The sequence below is a fragment of the Rheinheimera sp. B2H12 genome, from assembly GCF_059620065.1.
Genome location: NZ_CM184363.1, coordinates 2,132,745 through 2,149,742 on the forward strand (window position 1 = coordinate 2,132,745; position 16,998 = coordinate 2,149,742).

Below are 16,998 nucleotides of genomic sequence, written 5' to 3' on the forward strand. Positions count from 1 at the left end.
GGGCTTTTTTACACTGCGTTACTGCGCTTAGCTGCGTGTTATTTCAGCTCCGCCCATAACCGTTGCCACATCAGTTGGTTTTTGGCTTTGAGCCTGGCAGCATTGTCAGCCAGGATCGGTTGGATCTGGGCTTTATTCGCCTGCAGTTCACTGATTTTTTGCGTCAAGGTCAGTGCGGACAATTGTTCGATACAATAATCTGCCATGCCAAAGTCGGTCATCATGGCATGGTATTTATGACTCCAACTGGTGGCAATACAAGGCACGCCTTGACTGAGCGCATTGATAGCGCCATGAAAACGCGAGCTGATGGCAAGTTCGGCCTGACCAATAAAAGCTTTCACCGCCAGCGGATCTTCGATGGTGATGATCTGACAAGGCGCCAGCAAAGCGATTTCTTTACACAGCAAATCATCTTCTTTGCCTTCATGATTGACCAGCACCACTTGCAGACCGAGTTCAGTCAACTGATTGGCGGCGGCCGCAAAAGCTTCGACATAACGGGTGCGCTCAGCTTCCGCATTGGCATGGTTAAATTTGGAAATCACTTTGTTATTGGGAATAAGCGCTGCAAAAGGCCCATCCAGCAGCGGTAAGGCCGCGCTGCTTTGTCCGGTTAAACCGACGGTAAAATCCGGTGTCAGTACTACAGAGTCAGGCAACACCTCAATACAGGATTTAACATGCTCCAGTGACACCGGATCGCGCACAAACACCAGCCTGGCGTGCTGAATAATATCGCGCATCGCCGCTTTACTTTCCGTCGATTTAAACGGGCCAAAGGCTTGTGGCATAAAGATAAAAGGTTTGCCGGCCTCGCCAAAGCGTTTCACTTCACGGGCGGTGTTTTGCAAAAACTGCAATGGCCACTGATCACCATAAGCAAAACCAGAGGCTTCTAAAATCACATCGACATCACGCTCAGTCACAATGCCGTAGCGCTTGAAGGTATTGCGGATAGCCGTCGGTAATTTGCCAAACCATGGCGTTAAATCAATAGCTTTACGCCGGAACGACAGCTTCTGCCAGGCGCCGAGCCGAGCCCGCTCCGGATACGGCAAATTAGGTCCTGGTGACAAGACCAGTTCAAAAGGTTTGCCCAGTTGCTGCAACCCCTGCAGACAACCTAATAACATCAGGTAAGCGCCTTTATTGCGAAATTGTACGCCCTTGATTTCCACTTTTAAGCTTGTTACTTCAGACATAACTCAATAATCCTGCTGGGGTCTTTTTCTCGGAATGTGGGATCAGCGCATCCGGATCAGGATATCCGACAGCGATCAGCATCACCACGCGTTCATAAGGCTGCAATTTCAGCAATTTAGCGATTTTAATTTCATAGTTTTCAATATCCGGCCAGTTAATGGAACAAGAAGCCAGCCCCATGGTTTCCAGCGCCAGCATCAGCTGCATATTGGCCAGACTGGCATCAATGTAAATCACATGGCGATCACGTTCAAAGGGGTAGGCGCTTAAATCGCCGACCACCGCCAATACACAAGGCAAGCCATTGGCGTAACCGGCGGTGCCCATCGGTAAATTGGCCAGTTTGTTCAGTACCGGTTGCTCAGTGGCGGCAATGTAGCGAAAGGGCTGACGATTACAGGCACTTGGCGCCTGGGCTGCCGCGCTGACTGCTTGTTCTAAAACTGTTTTTGGCACCGGGGTCGGTAAAAAGGTCCGCACTGAGCAACGTTGCTGGCATAACAGTAAAAATTCAGCATAACTGATGTGCGCCCTGGGTCTGCTCTGATAGGGGGCTGGCGCAGCCTGACGACTGGTGCCACAGTGGAGGCCGGCTTGATGAAGGTGTGGCTTAATTTGCGCGCTGAGTTGCTGATAAAACCCGGGCTGACTGGCGGTGGCTGGCCATTGCGTGACCTGAAAATAACTTTCCAGCACATCATGGGCGTATTTCAGCAACACGGTATCAAGCGCTGGATCTTTGAGCATATTGCCAAGTGCCGTCAGGGTCTCGTCAATATAATCGGTGGCAAACAAGGCTTTTCTGGGCACCATACTCAAGCCTTTTTCCAGCCGGTGAATATTACGCCGGATAATCACAGTGGCGATGCTGCTGCTTTCTTCATGCAAAAAATAATGTTGACGACCGGCCGCGGTGGCGTGCATTTCGCGGCGAAAATGCGGATTAAAAAAAGCGTAATAAACACCGGCAAATTTGCGGTTGCGCGCAGCCCAAGGTAATAACAAACGGTCAAGGCGGGCATAAATGGCGTGGATCAGTTTTTTCATCAGTTATCGATGCTCCGTGGGTGCAGGCTTGTCAACAGGCGCAGCTTTGACTTGCAGCAACTGCCAGAAATGTTGTCGGGTGCTTTTGGCAAAAAAGATAAAGAAAAACGAGGCGTAAGCATAAGAAATCAGCGTGGCCCAGGCTGCGCCTTCAATACCGTATATCGGGATCAGCCACAGATTGAGCAGTACATTCAGTAAGGCGCCAACACCATGACTGAGTAAACTGAGTGGTTCATTGCTGGTGATAATCAAATGCTGGCTAATCAAAGCCCGGACAAAAATAAAACAACCGGCCCAGACATGAATTTGCAATACCGGGCTGGCGCTGACAAAAGCTTCACCATAAGCCAGTAACATCAGCCAGTGCGCGCTTAACGTCATGAAGACGGCAATCACCACCGCCATCGCCAGGAAACGTATGCTGTGTTTGCGTAACAGCCACAAATAGTGCGGCCAGCTGTGCTGAAAAGCTTTCAGTAAGTCCGGATAATAGCGGGCGGCGAGGGTAGTTGGGATCACGTACCAGAGCTCAGATAACCTAGCGACAGCGGTATATTGACCGGTCGCAGCGATGCCAATCATCTGTTCTATCATGATGGTATCAATTTTCAGATAAATCACCGACACCACCGCCGATAACCACAACCAGCTCGACCTTTGCAGCAGACTTTTACAAGCCGCCCAATTGAGGTAACGCCATTGCAAACCAGGTTCGGTAGGGGCGTAACGACGGAACCAATAATATTGCATCAGACCGGTCAGCATAAACTCAATACCGACCACTAATAACAGCAGATCGATACCAGCACCGTACCACAACGCGATAATTCTGGCGCTGAGGGTCAAGACTGAAATAGCGACTTTACACAACGCCACGGCCCGAAAATGGCCACGATAGTTCTGATCATATTCACACAGCATCATGGCGCTGAAGGCTTGCAGCAAAAAGAGCGCGCAGATTTCAACCGGGCCGGCCTGAAAATAATGTGGATAAAACAGGGCAAAACCGGTAATCATCAACAAGCCGGCCCCAGCCCCGGCAAAGAGTCTGAGCCAAATGGCGGTTTGTAAAATAGTGCGGGCCGCTTGCGCGTCGGTTTGACTGCTGGCCATTTTCTGCACCAGATTATTCAGTCCCATACTGGATAAGGGCGCTAAAAACGCCGCCCACACCATCACGACTCCATAGGTACCCAGCGCTTCCGGCCCCAGCATTCTGGCGACCATAAAGGTAATGATGGCCCCAGCGCCAAGCCGGAAAAACCGCTCCATTAACATAATAATGGCGCGGGCTTGCAGCAATTTATGGATTGTTTTTAGCACGTTGCTTCGCTTTCTGCCGTTTGATAAACCGGGTGATACGCCAGATATACTGTAAAGACAGTGAATAAAGACTGAACACCAGCAAAAATAACATCAGCATCACCAGATCCGGCACCATCAGGTATTCACCGACAATGCCAATAGTGGCCAGCATACAGGCCAGACTGGTGATCACCACCAGTGCCTGTCGGGACGTCAAACCCAACCGCAAAAAGATATGGTGCAAATGCTCGCGGTCAGCCATAAAAGGTGACTGACCTTTGCGGATGCGACGGATCATAATTGCCACCATATCCATCAGCGGCACTGCGATGATCCAAAGTGCGGTGACAGGGCGGAAACTGGCGCTGTCACTTTGGCTGCCAATCATCAGCAACCAAATCACCGATAAGCCAATCAGCATACTGCCGGCATCACCCATAAAAATTTTGCCTTTGCCTTTGCCAATCAGATCAAGGTTAAACAGCAAGTAGGGGATCAGCGCAAATACCAGCACCATCGGTAGCACGGCATGCTCTAACTGACCACCAATCCCCATCATCAGAGTGAGTGAGACAAAACTCACGCCGCTGAGCATGCCGGCCAGACCATCAATGCCATCAATCATGTTAAAGGCATTAATTGCCGCGATGACAGCAATCAAGGTGATTGGGATGCCGATATAGCCGAGTGAAATATTACCAAAGCCAAATAAGTTTCCTAAATCAGACAGATATAAGCCTAAGCCATAAATCATCACGGCGCCGATTAGCAGCTGTGCCACTAAACGCAGTTTGACACTTAAATCGAGGAAATCATCAAAGACGCCAAGCAACACGATAGTGCCGCCACAGAGCAGATAGTACCAGTGGCTGTCTTGTGGCAAGCCAAAAATGGCCAGCGTCAGACCCACACCGCTGAAAATGGAAATCCCACCAATCAGCGGCACTGCGCCCACATGTTGTTTACGGCCATGCGGTTTATCCACCAGACCTATTTTATTGGCCACTGGGATCAAGATAAAAATCGCCAGCAGAGTTAACACAAAAGTAATGGAAAACAACACGAGGTGTTCGCGCATAAAAGATCCGCAGCAAGAATAGAGTTATTGTTATCAAACAATTGCGATTATAGGTGAAGTTATTGTCAGTTACTATGACCGCTTGCACAAAGCTGAAACTGTTGTGCGTTAGTGCAGTTTTTTTAGCCATTTCTTTGCTGTCAGGCCAGCCATAACCTGAGGAAGCAGCATTTTGGCTGCCAAGTTGATGTTTTTGTGCATACGGAGCGCTTTTTCTGTCCGCTATGGTTGTTGCCGCCCTGTCTTCCAAAGTATGATCAGGCAGTTATCTTCTAAATCTGTTGTCGCTGAGGCCTTGTGGTGAACAAAAAGTTATTGATTCTGACCAATATGGGGCCAAAAGCTTCGGCACCTTTTCAAGGTCAGTTTGTCCGGAACCAGGTGGATGCCTTGGCGGCACTTGAGCCTGATTACTTTTACATGCGCTGGCATAATGACACGACCTTAAACCGGTTGCTGAAATATCCGGTGTTGTGGCTGCAGTTTGTCTGGCAGTGGATTTTTTGCACTAAGACCCTGGATATTCTGCATGTACATTATTTTTATCCCACCATTTGGCTGGCACTGACCTATCGCTGGTTGCGTAATCCCAAAGTCAAAATAGTGGTGACCTGTCATGGCAGTGATATCTACTTATATAAACCTGAGTCTGTGCTGTATAAATTCGCTGCAGGCCTTGTTGATCACTTCATTTTTACCAGTGCAGCCTTGCAACAAAAGTTTTTCCGCCAGGACATCAGCGCTGAAGTGTTACCGGCTGGCATCCATCCAACTTTTGCCAGTAGCAGATATCTGACGCGGGATGACAAAACCCTGGACCTGCTGTTTGTTGGTACACTGGATTTTAACAAAGGGCTGGACCGGCTGCTGGCCATACTACCGCAGTTGCCGCAGTTACAAATTGCCGTGGTGGGGGCTGGGCCCTATCGTCGTCAAATAGAACAAGCTGCTTTGCAATATCCGAATTTACAGCTGTTGAGCCCACAAACGCCGGAGCAATTAAAAAGCCAGTTTGAACGCAGCAAATGTTTTATCAGTTTGTCCCGCAATGAATCTTTTGGGCTGGTGATGACAGAAGCAATGGCCTGTTATACACCGGTGATCGCCACTGAAACTGATGGTGCCAAAGCACAAATCCGACATGGTCAAAATGGTTATTGTCTGGTGCAGCAACAGGAAGATTTGTTATTGTCACAACTGGTCGGATCAATTCAGCAATTATTAAGTTTACCGGCGGCAGAGTATCAACAATTACAGCAGCAGGCTTTTGCTGATGCACAACCTTATCTGGTTAAGCATGTCGCCAAGCGGCTAGGCGAGCTGTATCAGCAACTGTAATGAACCTGGATTCGGGTTCATGAGTGCCGAGATCAGGTTAATTAATATGAAAATGCAGCCTTGTGCTAGCATAGAGTGATTCAATAGTAAGTGGATGGATTTTATGTCGTTTCAGCCTGAAGTGGTTGCAGTGGGTGGTATTGGTGTGATGGCATTTGCCAGCATGCAGCAATTGGTTGATTACATTATTCATGATGATGGCTCGGTCTTTGCTGGCTCCGCGGTTGCTATTAATCCGGAAAAAGTGATGAAAGCACAGCAGGATCCTGCGATCAGGCAGATGCTGAATCAGGCAGAACTGCGTTATGCTGACGGCATGGGCGTGGTCAAAGTAATGCGGAAAAAATTAGGCCGTCAGGTGCAACGGGTACCTGGTTGCGAAACCTGGGAGGCATTGATGCACAAAGCTGCCGCCAAACAGGTGCCGGTGTTTTTGATTGGTGCTAAAGCTGACGTGTTACAGCAAACCCGTGATAAATTAGTCGCGCTTGGCGTGCCTGTGGTTGGCGCCGTTGATGGCTACTTTAAAGATCGAGCCGCACTGATTGAACAAATTGCTGCCAGTAAAGCCAAAGTGGTGACTGTGGCCATGGGTTCACCGCGGCAGGAACAGTTTATTCAACTAGCCAAACAACGCTGCCCTGATTGTTATTTCATGGGCGTTGGTGGTACCTATGATGTCTTTACCGGTAACGTCAAACGGGCACCCGCACTGTGGTGCAAATTGAATCTGGAATGGGCATACCGGCTGGTTGATCAACCGTCCCGGATCAAACGGCAATGGAGCCTGGTGGAGTATCTGTGGTTGTATTTACGCGGTAAGCTGTAACCACAGAACCAAGGAACAGACAACAGCCGCACAGGCGTTGTTGTGATGATAATCATGATGATCAGCAGGTCAACTGCTGGCAACACATCGACAAGCAGGAACCGCTGTGGCTGAATTTCCCCTGATTAGCGTTTATATGCCGACTTTTAACCGGAGCCAGATGGTGCAGCGCGCCATCGCTTCTGTGCTGGCACAGGATTATCCCAATGTTGAGCTGTTAATTGTCGACGATTGTTCGACCGATGATACCTGGCAAGTGCTGCAACAACTGTATGGCGATCATCCGCAAATTCGCTTATTCCGGCAGGAAAAAGGTCAGGGGGCTTGCGCCGCGCGTAACCTGGCGATTAAAGCGGCTGCCGGTGAATTTGTCACCGGGCTGGATGATGATGATGAATTCTTGCCAAACCGGCTGTCGTCTCTGATGGCCAGTTATGATGATCAGTACTCTTGTGTCTGCAGTAGTTATTTTTGGGATTACGGTTCTATCCGCAAACAATTATATCCTGAAGGCAAAGTTGTCAGATTACCGGAAGTGCTGGATGTGCATTGTTTATCCAATCAGGCGCTGGTGCGAAAAACCAGAATGCTGGCTCAGGGTGGGTTTGACGAACAGCTGGCCGCCTTTCAGGACTATGATATGTGGTTACGGATGGTGGCCGCTTATGGCCCGGCACTGCGGTTAGCTGAGGCGACCTATGTGGTGCATGTTGGTCATGAGTTGGGACGCATCACCACATCGCCAAAGCGGTTAAATGCTCAGGCCCAGTTTGTCGAAAAACATCGTCATTTGATGAATGAGCGAAACCTACATAATCAGGCCTTTTATCGCCGCACTATGCAACAGTTACCGATGTCACTGGCTGAACTGCTTTCTGCCTGTCGTTATGGTTTGGTTGAAAGCAAAGTGCGTTATTACTTTAAACACAAAGTGTTGTGGCTGATTAAGTTACGCAAAGAATTTCTGGCGAAGGGAATAAAAGGCTTGTTTGGTGGCAAATGAACAGATCTGAAGTATGGGGCCTGGAGCAGGATCTGCTGGCTCAGTTATTTAACCGACTACAACGTTTTGCATTGTGGATCCTGGCTTGTGCGGCGGCAGCCGCCATTGCCACCCTGTTGTATCAGCAGTACAAGCCGCAATATGCGGTGACAAAGGCCAGCTATACCCTGGCGGATGTCCGGGTGAAAGCATTAGCGGCTGTTTATGACAAATTACCTGCGGACACGGCTTTAATGCTCGGCGCGCTGGAAATTGATGAGCTGGCCCGTTTTACCACCCTGCTGGAACATCCGGCAGTGTGGCAGACCACTTTTTCGCAACCGGCACTTTGCCAGACCGACGCCAGCCTGTGCGCGGCCGGAGATGCGGCGCTGGCTCGTCAGTTGCAACGTCAGTTCAAACCGTTATTCCAGTTTGAACACAAAAGACGTGGCAATTTACTGACGCTGCAGTGGCGCACTGAGCAGGCTGCGCAAGGCCCGTTATTACTTGATGCCTTATTGTCTGCTGCTGGTGAGCACTACCGGCAGCAGATGATCAACCAGCTTAAGATGCAAAGCCAGGACTTACAAGCCGCATTGCCCCTGACTGCGACTGTTGGCGAGCGCTCTGAGCTGAGCTCCCGCCTTGACAAAGTTCAGGCTGAACTGCATTTATGGCAAGCCAGTCCGGCCCGGGTATTGCAGCCAGTGCTGGAAGTGAATACCAAAGCAGCCAAAGGGGGCAGTTGGTTACTACCTGTAGTGGCCGCGCTGTTGGCTGCCTTGCTGGCATTATTGGTTTTGTTGTTTTTGCCACGCCGATGCTGACTGCCCAAAGGCCGCCGTTGGCCAGGTTAGATCTGTTGATTATTCTGCTGGCAAAATGGTATTTGCTGGCAGACGCTGGCAATGGCGTGCTGTTAGCCTGGCTGGGGTTGTCGGTACCATTATCAGCACTGTATAAATCGGTGTTATTACTGCTGATTGGGGCAGCCTTATGCCGGCAGGCGATCAGCAAGGTCGGATTGCTGTTGTTGTGCAGTCTGCTGTTATTAGCCGGTCCTTTTTATAGTTTGTTACTACATGGCCATCTGGCTGGCTTTAGCTATGATGTGGGCATGGTGCTTAAATTAGTGTCGCCTCTGTTAGCGGCGTTGTATTTTTTCCAATTGGCAAAGCGCCAGCCCGAAGTGGCAACACAAGCCTTACGGCAAATTTTCCTCACCAGTTTTGCCATTTTGTTGCTGAATATTGCGCTTGGCCGGTTGGGTTTTGGTTTTAGTGCTTATCTGCCGAATGACTATTTGCCCGATTTAAACTTAGGGACTAAAGGTTATTTTAAAGCCACCAACGAATTGTCGGCGTTATTGCTGGTGCTGAGCGGCTTTTTGCTGGCTTATTACTGGCCACGGCAAAAGTGGTTTTTTGCTGCTATTGCCGGTTTGTCGCTGTTTGCTGCCAGTTCGATGTTAACCAAAACCGGGCTGGTCGGTGTCTTGCTGCTGATCATCGGCATTCCGCTATTACAAAGCCGCCGTTACTGGCAGCCTTACCAACGTGTGGTGCTGGCGGTAATGCTGGCTGGATGTCTGCTGTGTGGCTTGTTGCTCTGGCAACTGCCATTGGTGCTGAGTACGCTTGGGGTTGGCGCTAAACTGCAACTGACTTATCAGCAACAGGGCTTGTTGGGTGTATTGTTATCTTCACGTGATGTCTTTGCGCTGGATAATTGGCAATTGGCGCAGCAGTATTTTGCCGACTGGCACCGGCTGGCCGGGATCGGGGTGGCCGGGCTTGGTCTTTATACCAGCAAACCGCTGGCCGAAATTGATCCCTTTGATTTGCTGCTGTGGTTTGGCGCTGCCGGTATTGGTTATTTTGTGCTGTGGTTTGGCCTGGTGATCAGGCAAAGTCTGGCGGGTTATTTGTTGCAACCAACCTCAGTCGCTGCCGGTATTTTACTGGTGAATTTATTAATGTTGCTGGTCGCGAGCCTGGCTGGCCATACCATGACGTCCGGCATGTTATGGATCCCCTGGGGGATGTTAAACGGCGCGGTCTGGCTCTATAGCATGCCTGCGGCGCAGGGGGACAGCTGATGTTTCGCACCGACTTTGCCCGGAAAATGATGAGTAACAGTGTGGCGCAGGGCTTAAATTTTGGCTCCCGCTGGTTATTGAATCTGGCGCTGGCCCGCCATTTACTGGAAACTGAGTTTGGTTTGTTCAGTTTTGTTTATATGCTGGCGAATTTGTTTTTCCCCACCCTGGCGTATGGCGTGAACTTTTATCTGATCCATCAGAGTGCCAGTCAACGCCATATTGGTGCTTTATTAAGTAGCCTCAGTATCAGTCTGTTGTTGTTTGTGTTGCTAAGTTTGGCATTTGCCGGCTATTGCCTGTATGCCGAAGCCGCGTTGGATTATCAGCTGTACTTACTGAGTCTGGCAATTGGCTTGGTGTGGGCATTTAATCAAGCTGTGTTCAGCTATCTCAAAGGTGCCCAGCAGTTTGCGATTGAAGTCAAAAGTCAGTTGCTTGGCGGCTTGTTTATGTTAGTGCTGGTGGCGGTGGTCTGGTTTGAATATCTGGACGATACTGCCACAGTGCTGGCCTGGATTTTGTTGGTCAGTTTACCACCACTGTTGGTCGGCATCCGGCATTTATGGCCGGAATTGCAGCAGATCCGGCGTGATGGTTTCCGGATGCGGCTGTTATGGTCACAATTGTGGCAGCCAGCCATCTGGCGTGAAAGATTCAGTTATGCCTGGCATGATGTTTTTGCGATTTATCTGACCAATATCCCCTTTATCTTTCTGGCCTTATTCAGCACCCTAACGGCGCTGGGGCAATTTCGTAAAGCCTTTATCCTGTTTATGCCGGTGACATTATTACCTGTGGTGTTTTCGCAGGTACTGCTGGCGAAATTGAGTCATAAGCCGTTGTTGCAGGACAAAGTCATGTTATTCCGCCGTAGCTTGCTGTTGACCTTGCCATTACTGTCGGCTCCTTACCTGGTGCTCTTGTTGTTGTATCCCTGGTTATATCCCTGGTTATTGAATGAACGACTGACGGCAGAATCTGATGTGGTCACTATGCTGGTGGTGATCACTTTATGGCTGACTTTAGTGAAAACCTATTTTGAGGTTTGGATCACAGCGGTCGGTCGAAGTCACTGGCGCGCGGTGAATGTGACTGCAGTGGCTTTATTAAGCTCGGCAACTTATTTATGGTGCCATGATGAGCTGGATCCGATCCTGGCAGCCTGGATTTTTATGGGCTCCAATCTGACCGCTGTATTGGCTTTGCAGGCGTTGTGTTGGCGCTCTTACCGGTTAGAGCAAATAAAACAGCAGCAATAAAGCGAGGGATGAGGGGGCGGTATTCGCCCCCGGCAGGTTCCTGCAACAGGTTCCTGGTACAGGCTCCCTGGACAGGTCGCTGGATTATTCGCCGACGACGTTTATCACAGTTTTACCGCTGAAATCACAATCGACGAATGCTTTGTGTTTCACTAAAATCACAATAATATCTGCCGCCATGCCTTGTTGCAGTGACACCAGTTCGGCATTGCTGTGTAACTTCGAGGTCGTTTGAATATTAGGTTCAACGGCCAGGACTTTGCCCTGATAGCTGGCTGCTAAGTCATTGACGATATGTAACGCTGGGCTTTCGCGTAAGTCGTCGATATCCGGCTTAAAGGCCAAGCCAAAACAGGCGACTGAAGGTTTATTCAGGCTGTGATTGGCTATAGTGGCTAACACTTTTTCCAGCACCCATTTCGGTTTATAGTCATTCACTTCACGGGCGGTCCGGATCATTCTGGCTTGTTCAGGGGCTGAATGGACGATAAACCATGGATCCACCGCGATACAATGACCACCCACACCAGCACCTGGTGTCAGAATATTGACCCGCGGGTGGCGGTTGGCCATCCGGATCAGTTCCCAGACATTGATGTTCAGCTTATCGCAAATCAGTGATAGTTCATTGGCAAAAGCGATATTACAATCACGGAAGGCATTTTCAGTCAGCTTGGACATTTCAGCCGTGCGCGCATCCGTCACCAGCAATTCACCAGCCACAAAAGTTTGATATAAAGTTTTGGCTTTGGCTGAACAAGCCGCAGTCAGACCACCGATGATGCGATCATTCGAAATCAGTTCATGTACCACTTTGCCAGGTAATACGCGCTCAGGGCAATAGGCGACATGCAAATCCGGGCTGTTGGAATCGGTTGGCAGGGTTAAATCAGGACGAACTTCTTTAATCCAACCACAGATTTTTTCCGTGGTGCCAACAGGGCTGGTCGATTCCAGGATCACCAGATTACCAGGTTGCAATACAGGCGCAATGGCCTTGACTGCAGCTTCTACATAAGACAGATCAGGCGACAGGTCGTCAAAAAATGGTGTCGGCACCGCGATCATAAAGGCATCGGCCGCAGCAGGTTTGGTCTGAGCAGATAAATAACCGCCGGTGACAGCAGCATGCACCAGGAGGTCTAACTCAGGCTCAACGATATGAATTTTGCCTTGATTGATAGTGTCAACCGCATGTTGGTTGACATCCACTCCAATCACTCTTAACTTGCGGGACGCCAGCATTGCTGCTGTTGGTAAACCAATATAACCTAAGCCGATCACAGATACTGTTTGCAACATAGCCTCACTCCAATTGCTTGCTATTTTTGCCGCTGATATTAACACAGCAAGCCGTAGAAGCATTGGCTGCCGGGCAAAAAATCTGTCTGAAACGGCAGCCTTAGCTTTTTCCTGCCATCGAACTGGCAGAGCCCACGGCAAACTGTCATCATAAGCGCGGATAAACCCAGTCGTTGGAGTCGGCGTGAAAGATTTTATTGAACCTTTTTTGTACCCGCATAACCTGTTTTTATGGGGCTTACTGCTGGCAGCGCTACGCTACCGTAGGACAGGCTTGTGGTTATTATTGTTGTGGTTTTATGCTTTTGGTAATGGTTATCTGGCCAATCAGGTCAGACATTGGTATTACCAAACGGTCAGCAGTACCGAAGTGCCGGCAGATTATCGTGGCGATTTTGTGGTGTTGGGTTGTGGTGGTACGGCAACGACCTTACCTGATTGCGCCAGAAGCAGGTTAGACCAGGTTGCAGCTGTGCTGTCAGGTCCGCAGGCGGCTGCGACTGTGCATATGACCACTTTGTATTGTCAGCCTTATCTGGATTATCTGCGGGCAAAAGTCGCGGTGGATGTGAAGCTGAACTGTTTTCATGGCGGCGATACGACCTACCATGAGTTTTATTCATTAAATCAGCGCCTTGATAAGACTAAACCGCTAGTTTTTATCAGCAGCGATTATCATGCTTATCGCATTAAAAAGTTGGCAGCGCAGTATAAGTTTGCCGCCACTGTTGTTGCAGCTCCCAGTTCAACTTTCCGCCAGGTCAATTGTGGTCTGGGTTGTTTTATGACGGTGAATTTATCGAATTATGATCTATTCGCCAAATTAACGGCTGAGATGTCGAGTTATTTTGTTTATTGGCTGAGCAAGGACTGGCTTAGTTGGGAGTCTGTTCCGCCTGTTTCCGCAGCGTGACTGGCAGGCTGATTTGCTTTTATGATGGCGTGAGCAAAGCAGCAGTTGGTCACAGAAAACCCGCTGCTGCTTGTCATGGATGGACTGTTACAGCGCTAAATGTTTTTTCAGGAATGTTTCCATCGCCGCAAAGGCTTCAACCCGTTCCTGTTCGGTATCGAAGTAATGAGTGCCATCGGGCTGTTCCAGGTAGGTGACATCCCGGCCGGCTTTTTTCAGAGCATCATAAAGTGCAACGGATTGTTTGTAAGACACTTGCGTATCTTTGATACCATGAATAAGTAACATCGGTTTGTTGATTTTATTGACATGATGAATCGCAGACACTGCATCTAATGCCTGCGGGTTACCTTGGTAGTCGCCGATGGTGGTTTTTTGTAAAGCACGCATTGTTTCATTGTAGGCGCCATCAAGCTTGAGCATGGCTGTTAAATCAGAGATGCCTGAGATAGAAACAAAACATTGAAATTGCGCGCTATCACGGAAACTGGCAACCATCGCACTGTAACCACCATAACTGGCACCGACCATACAACTGCGTTTAGTATCGACTTTGGTATTTCCATCAATGGCAGCAAGGGCATCCATCAGATCATCCTGCATTTTTTTGCCCCATTGCTGATAACCAGCCATTTCAAACTGATTCCCATAACCTGCAGAACCCCGGTAGTTCACCTGAAGCACGGCATAACCCATGGCGGTAAAAAATTGCACAAAGGGGTCAAATGTTTTACTGTCCCTGGCAATAGGGCCGCCATGTGGAAACAGGATCACCGGCGCGGCTTTCTCTGAGGCGAGAGGAAGTGTCAGGTAACCATGAATTTTCAAACCGTCGCGGCTGGTAAACTCAATATTTTGCACTGCAGGCAGCTCTTTTTGTTCAAGATGCGGATATTGACTGAACCAAATGGCGGCTTTTTTCGTGTTAAAGTCCAGAGTTAAATAACGGCCTGGCTGGTTATCTTTGACACTATAAATCACAACTCGCTGACCATCGTCACTATAGCTGGTGATATATGAATGCCGGTCTGGCAGTAATGCTTTGATTTGGGCATTATAGGTTTGTTGTTTTTGGTCGATAAAAATCTGTTCCGGAAAGTCTTTGGTAAAGCTATATCCAATCATTTTGCCGGCTTTGTGATAGGTGTGTTCAATATCGTGCCCTTCGACCTGATAGATGGGGGCACTGATGGCACCAGTGGTCAGGTCAAAATTTGCCAGATAGTTGAAATCGCTTTGGTGATCGGTATTAATCAGTACTGATTTACCGTCCTGTGATAATTCCAGCGGGGTAAAATCCATATCCCCGGTTAAGTCGATGGTTTTTAGTTTCGTCCATGGCTGGTCTGATGATTTTTTCAGCTCAATGCTCAACATGTGTTTGTCGACGACAGTGGAAAAAACAATATTGCCTTGCCGGTCCGATACAAAGCCTGCTCTGTTCCCGGCAGCACTTTCAATTTTAGTGAACTTGTTGGTGTTAATATTTACTTTGTAAACAGCATAACCATTGTCCCTTTCATCATAACCACGCAGCAGGACATGCTCATCATCCTCGGCAAGGTCGTTTAATAAAGTCATGCTTTGATATTTTAGCGTAGTGTTATCACTGCCTCTTTTTATGTTGGCTTGATTTCTGATTTCTAACAGTTTACTGCCATCCAGATCCACTGCATACATACTGTGGACACGGAACACCTGTCCGGCTAAATATTCCGGGCGGCTTGCTCTAATCAGCAATCTTTTATTACTGACCCAATCCACAGATTCGATCCGATCTGAACTGGATTTTAAACTGACCAGAGGCGTGGTGTCATGTTGACCAAACATGGTCGTCATCACCACCTGCTTGCCACTGATATTAAAGATACCCGCCATGGTCTGGCCATCTGGTGAAATGGAAACATCTTTAACTAAGGGCATTTTACCAAAACTTTCTGCTAACTCACTGGCAGTGGCAACTGACAAGGCGAACTGACACAGTAATACACTGAGAATGCCAGATTTAATGGATTTTTTCATTGCTGTTCATTTGTTGTTGGTTTGTTGGACTGTTAAATTAACAAAAAAAAATTAAAAGTAAAATTAATTCATTGCAATAGAATAAATAATTAGTGATGGTCAAGAAATGCAACAATAGTTGGCCGCAGCATCGTGATGGCGAAGCCGGTTATTTCACGTGGAGGTCTGAGTCGGAGCCCTGTTTCATTGAACAATAATCAGGGGAAATCACCCGTCCCATGTCTATCGGGACGGGTTTATCTGTCTAGCTAAAGTAACAGTGTCCGGCGGTTATTTTTTACCGCGGGCAATAATTTCCTGCGCCATCACATCAGCAATCAGGTTGGTTGGCTGTTGCTGTGCATCAGCACGGCTGAAAATATCCAGCAAGGTATTATAAATGTTACGGACCATCGCCGTCGATTCTGCTTCATTATAGCCTTGCGGCCGTAATTCCAGTGAAACATTGATGATGCCACCAGCGTTAATGACATAGTCTGGCGCGTATAAAATACCGGCCTGGCGTAATACTTCACCGTGGCGGGTTTCTTTTAACTGGTTATTGGCACAACCGGCAATAATCTTACAGTTAAATTGGGCAATGGTTTGATCGTTAATAGTGGCACCTAAGGCACAAGGTGCGTAGATATCACAGTGTTGGCTATAAATCTCGTCCAGACCTACCGCAGTAGCATCAAATTGCGCGACAGCACGACTGACGGCGTCCTGATTGATATCCGTTACAATCAGGCGGGCACCTTCTTTGTGCAGGTATTCACACAGATAAAAACCAACGCTGCCGAGGCCCTGCACGGCCACAGTCAGACCTTCCAGCGAATCAGAGCCGAATTTATGTTTGGCAGCCGCTTTTAAACCAAGGTAGGTGCCAAGGGCGGTAAATGGTGCCGGATTGCCACTTTTGCCATCCAGACCGGCAACATAAGGCGTTTCCTGTCCGACGATAGAAATGTCGTTGGTCGTGATGTTAACATCTTCTGCACTGATATAACGACCACTGAGAGAATGCACGTACTGACCAAATTTACGGAATAAAGCTTCCGACTTGATGGTTTTGGCATTGCCAATGATGACGGCTTTACCACCACCCAAGGGTAAACCAGCCATGGCATTTTTGTAGGTCATGCCGCGGGATAACCTTAATACATCCACCAGTGCATCTTCGTCCGCCACATAATCCCACAGCCGGCAACCGCCTACGGCCGGGCCTAAACGGGTATTGTGGATGGCAATGATGGCTTTGAGGCCAGTTTCCTGGTCGCTGCAAAAAACAACTTGTTCGTGGTTATCAAATTCTGGGTGGTTAAATACTGCCACTTGAGATTCTCCGTTAAGATCAGTGCGCTGCTATGGGTAATGCAGCAACAAATAACGACCTGCTGTGGGGGTAGGGTACAGCCTGGTCTGTGCTCCGGTTTTCGCGGCGGAATGTATCACTTCGGCTGCATTTTCGCCATGCTCTGGCAAAAATAATCCGTGGTCAGTCCAGTGGATTGTCGACAATCGCTGGCAACAGCAAGAGGAGAAAGCTGAAATTAAAAGGCCTTAGTCCGATTGAGTATCGGAATCAGGCCTTAGCAGCCGCTCAGAAATGAGTCCAACTTTTTGAGGTC

The 16,998-nt window shown here is 48.7% G+C and carries 14 protein-coding genes; 7 read left to right on the top strand and 7 right to left on the bottom strand.

The features are described from left to right. Positions 1-38: 38 nt before the first annotated feature. From AC53GJ_RS09305 to wecA, 4 genes are read right to left on the bottom strand one after another with little or no spacing between them, the layout of a single operon-like run. Positions 39-1,205: a polysaccharide pyruvyl transferase family protein gene (locus tag AC53GJ_RS09305; protein WP_496732403.1), complete on the bottom strand. Its 1,167-nt coding sequence runs from the start codon at positions 1,203-1,205 to the stop codon at positions 39-41. Further along, a complete protein-coding gene (locus tag AC53GJ_RS09310; protein WP_496732404.1) occupies positions 1,198-2,253 on the bottom strand; it encodes a nitroreductase family protein in 1,056 nt (351 codons plus the stop codon). The genes AC53GJ_RS09305 and AC53GJ_RS09310 overlap by 8 nt, the downstream gene beginning before the upstream one ends. A 3-nt stretch (positions 2,254-2,256) precedes the next feature. Continuing rightward, positions 2,257-3,579: a flippase gene (locus tag AC53GJ_RS09315; protein WP_496732405.1), complete on the bottom strand. Its 1,323-nt coding sequence runs from the start codon at positions 3,577-3,579 to the stop codon at positions 2,257-2,259. Further along, positions 3,560-4,639, bottom strand: a complete 1,080-nt coding sequence (wecA, locus tag AC53GJ_RS09320) for a UDP-N-acetylglucosamine--undecaprenyl-phosphate N-acetylglucosaminephosphotransferase (RefSeq protein WP_496732406.1) — start codon at positions 4,637-4,639, stop codon at positions 3,560-3,562. Before wecA ends, AC53GJ_RS09315 begins: the two co-directional genes overlap by 20 nt. Positions 4,640-4,939: 300 nt before the next feature. Here wecA and AC53GJ_RS09325 point away from each other — a divergent pair, with 300 nt between their 5' ends. From AC53GJ_RS09325 to AC53GJ_RS09350, 6 genes are all read left to right on the top strand, one after another. Continuing rightward, a complete protein-coding gene (locus tag AC53GJ_RS09325) occupies positions 4,940-5,977 on the top strand; it encodes a glycosyltransferase family 4 protein (protein WP_496732407.1) in 1,038 nt (345 codons plus the stop codon). Positions 5,978-6,080: 103 nt separating this feature from the next. Beyond that, positions 6,081-6,806 carry a WecB/TagA/CpsF family glycosyltransferase gene (locus AC53GJ_RS09330; protein WP_496732408.1) on the top strand — a complete coding sequence of 242 codons (726 nt, stop codon included), beginning with the start codon at positions 6,081-6,083 and terminating at the stop codon, positions 6,804-6,806. A 106-nt stretch (positions 6,807-6,912) separates the two neighbouring features. Then, positions 6,913-7,809 carry a glycosyltransferase gene (locus tag AC53GJ_RS09335; RefSeq protein ID WP_496732409.1) on the top strand — a complete coding sequence of 299 codons (897 nt, stop codon included), beginning with the start codon at positions 6,913-6,915 and terminating at the stop codon, positions 7,807-7,809. Beyond that, a complete protein-coding gene (locus tag AC53GJ_RS09340) occupies positions 7,806-8,618 on the top strand; it encodes a hypothetical protein (protein ID WP_496732410.1) in 813 nt (270 codons plus the stop codon). Before AC53GJ_RS09335 ends, AC53GJ_RS09340 begins: the two co-directional genes overlap by 4 nt. Then, positions 8,537-9,889, top strand: a complete 1,353-nt coding sequence (locus tag AC53GJ_RS09345) for a hypothetical protein (protein WP_496732411.1) — start codon at positions 8,537-8,539, stop codon at positions 9,887-9,889. Before AC53GJ_RS09340 ends, AC53GJ_RS09345 begins: the two co-directional genes overlap by 82 nt. Further along, the gene (locus tag AC53GJ_RS09350) at positions 9,889-11,151 is read left to right on the top strand and encodes a lipopolysaccharide biosynthesis protein (protein ID WP_496732412.1); all 1,263 of its coding nucleotides are present in this window, start codon (positions 9,889-9,891) and stop codon (positions 11,149-11,151) included. Before AC53GJ_RS09345 ends, AC53GJ_RS09350 begins: the two co-directional genes overlap by 1 nt. A gap of 84 nt (positions 11,152-11,235) precedes the next feature. Here AC53GJ_RS09350 and wecC read toward each other — a convergent pair whose 3' ends face one another. Next, positions 11,236-12,453, bottom strand: coding sequence for a UDP-N-acetyl-D-mannosamine dehydrogenase (wecC, locus tag AC53GJ_RS09355; RefSeq protein ID WP_496732413.1), 1,218 nt, complete (start codon positions 12,451-12,453; stop codon positions 11,236-11,238). 184 nt (positions 12,454-12,637) lie between these two features. On the opposite strand from wecC, the gene AC53GJ_RS09360 reads away from it, so the two are divergent. Continuing rightward, positions 12,638-13,366: a hypothetical protein gene (locus AC53GJ_RS09360; RefSeq protein WP_496732414.1), complete on the top strand. Its 729-nt coding sequence runs from the start codon at positions 12,638-12,640 to the stop codon at positions 13,364-13,366. Between the two features lie 87 nt (positions 13,367-13,453). Here AC53GJ_RS09360 and AC53GJ_RS09365 read toward each other — a convergent pair whose 3' ends face one another. Beyond that, positions 13,454-15,388 carry an alpha/beta hydrolase family protein gene (locus tag AC53GJ_RS09365; RefSeq protein ID WP_496732415.1) on the bottom strand — a complete coding sequence of 645 codons (1,935 nt, stop codon included), beginning with the start codon at positions 15,386-15,388 and terminating at the stop codon, positions 13,454-13,456. A 270-nt stretch (positions 15,389-15,658) separates the two neighbouring features. Next, complete coding sequence (locus AC53GJ_RS09370) at positions 15,659-16,702, bottom strand: Leu/Phe/Val dehydrogenase (protein WP_496732416.1); 1,044 nt, start codon at positions 16,700-16,702, stop codon at positions 15,659-15,661. Positions 16,703-16,998: the final 296 nt, after the last annotated feature.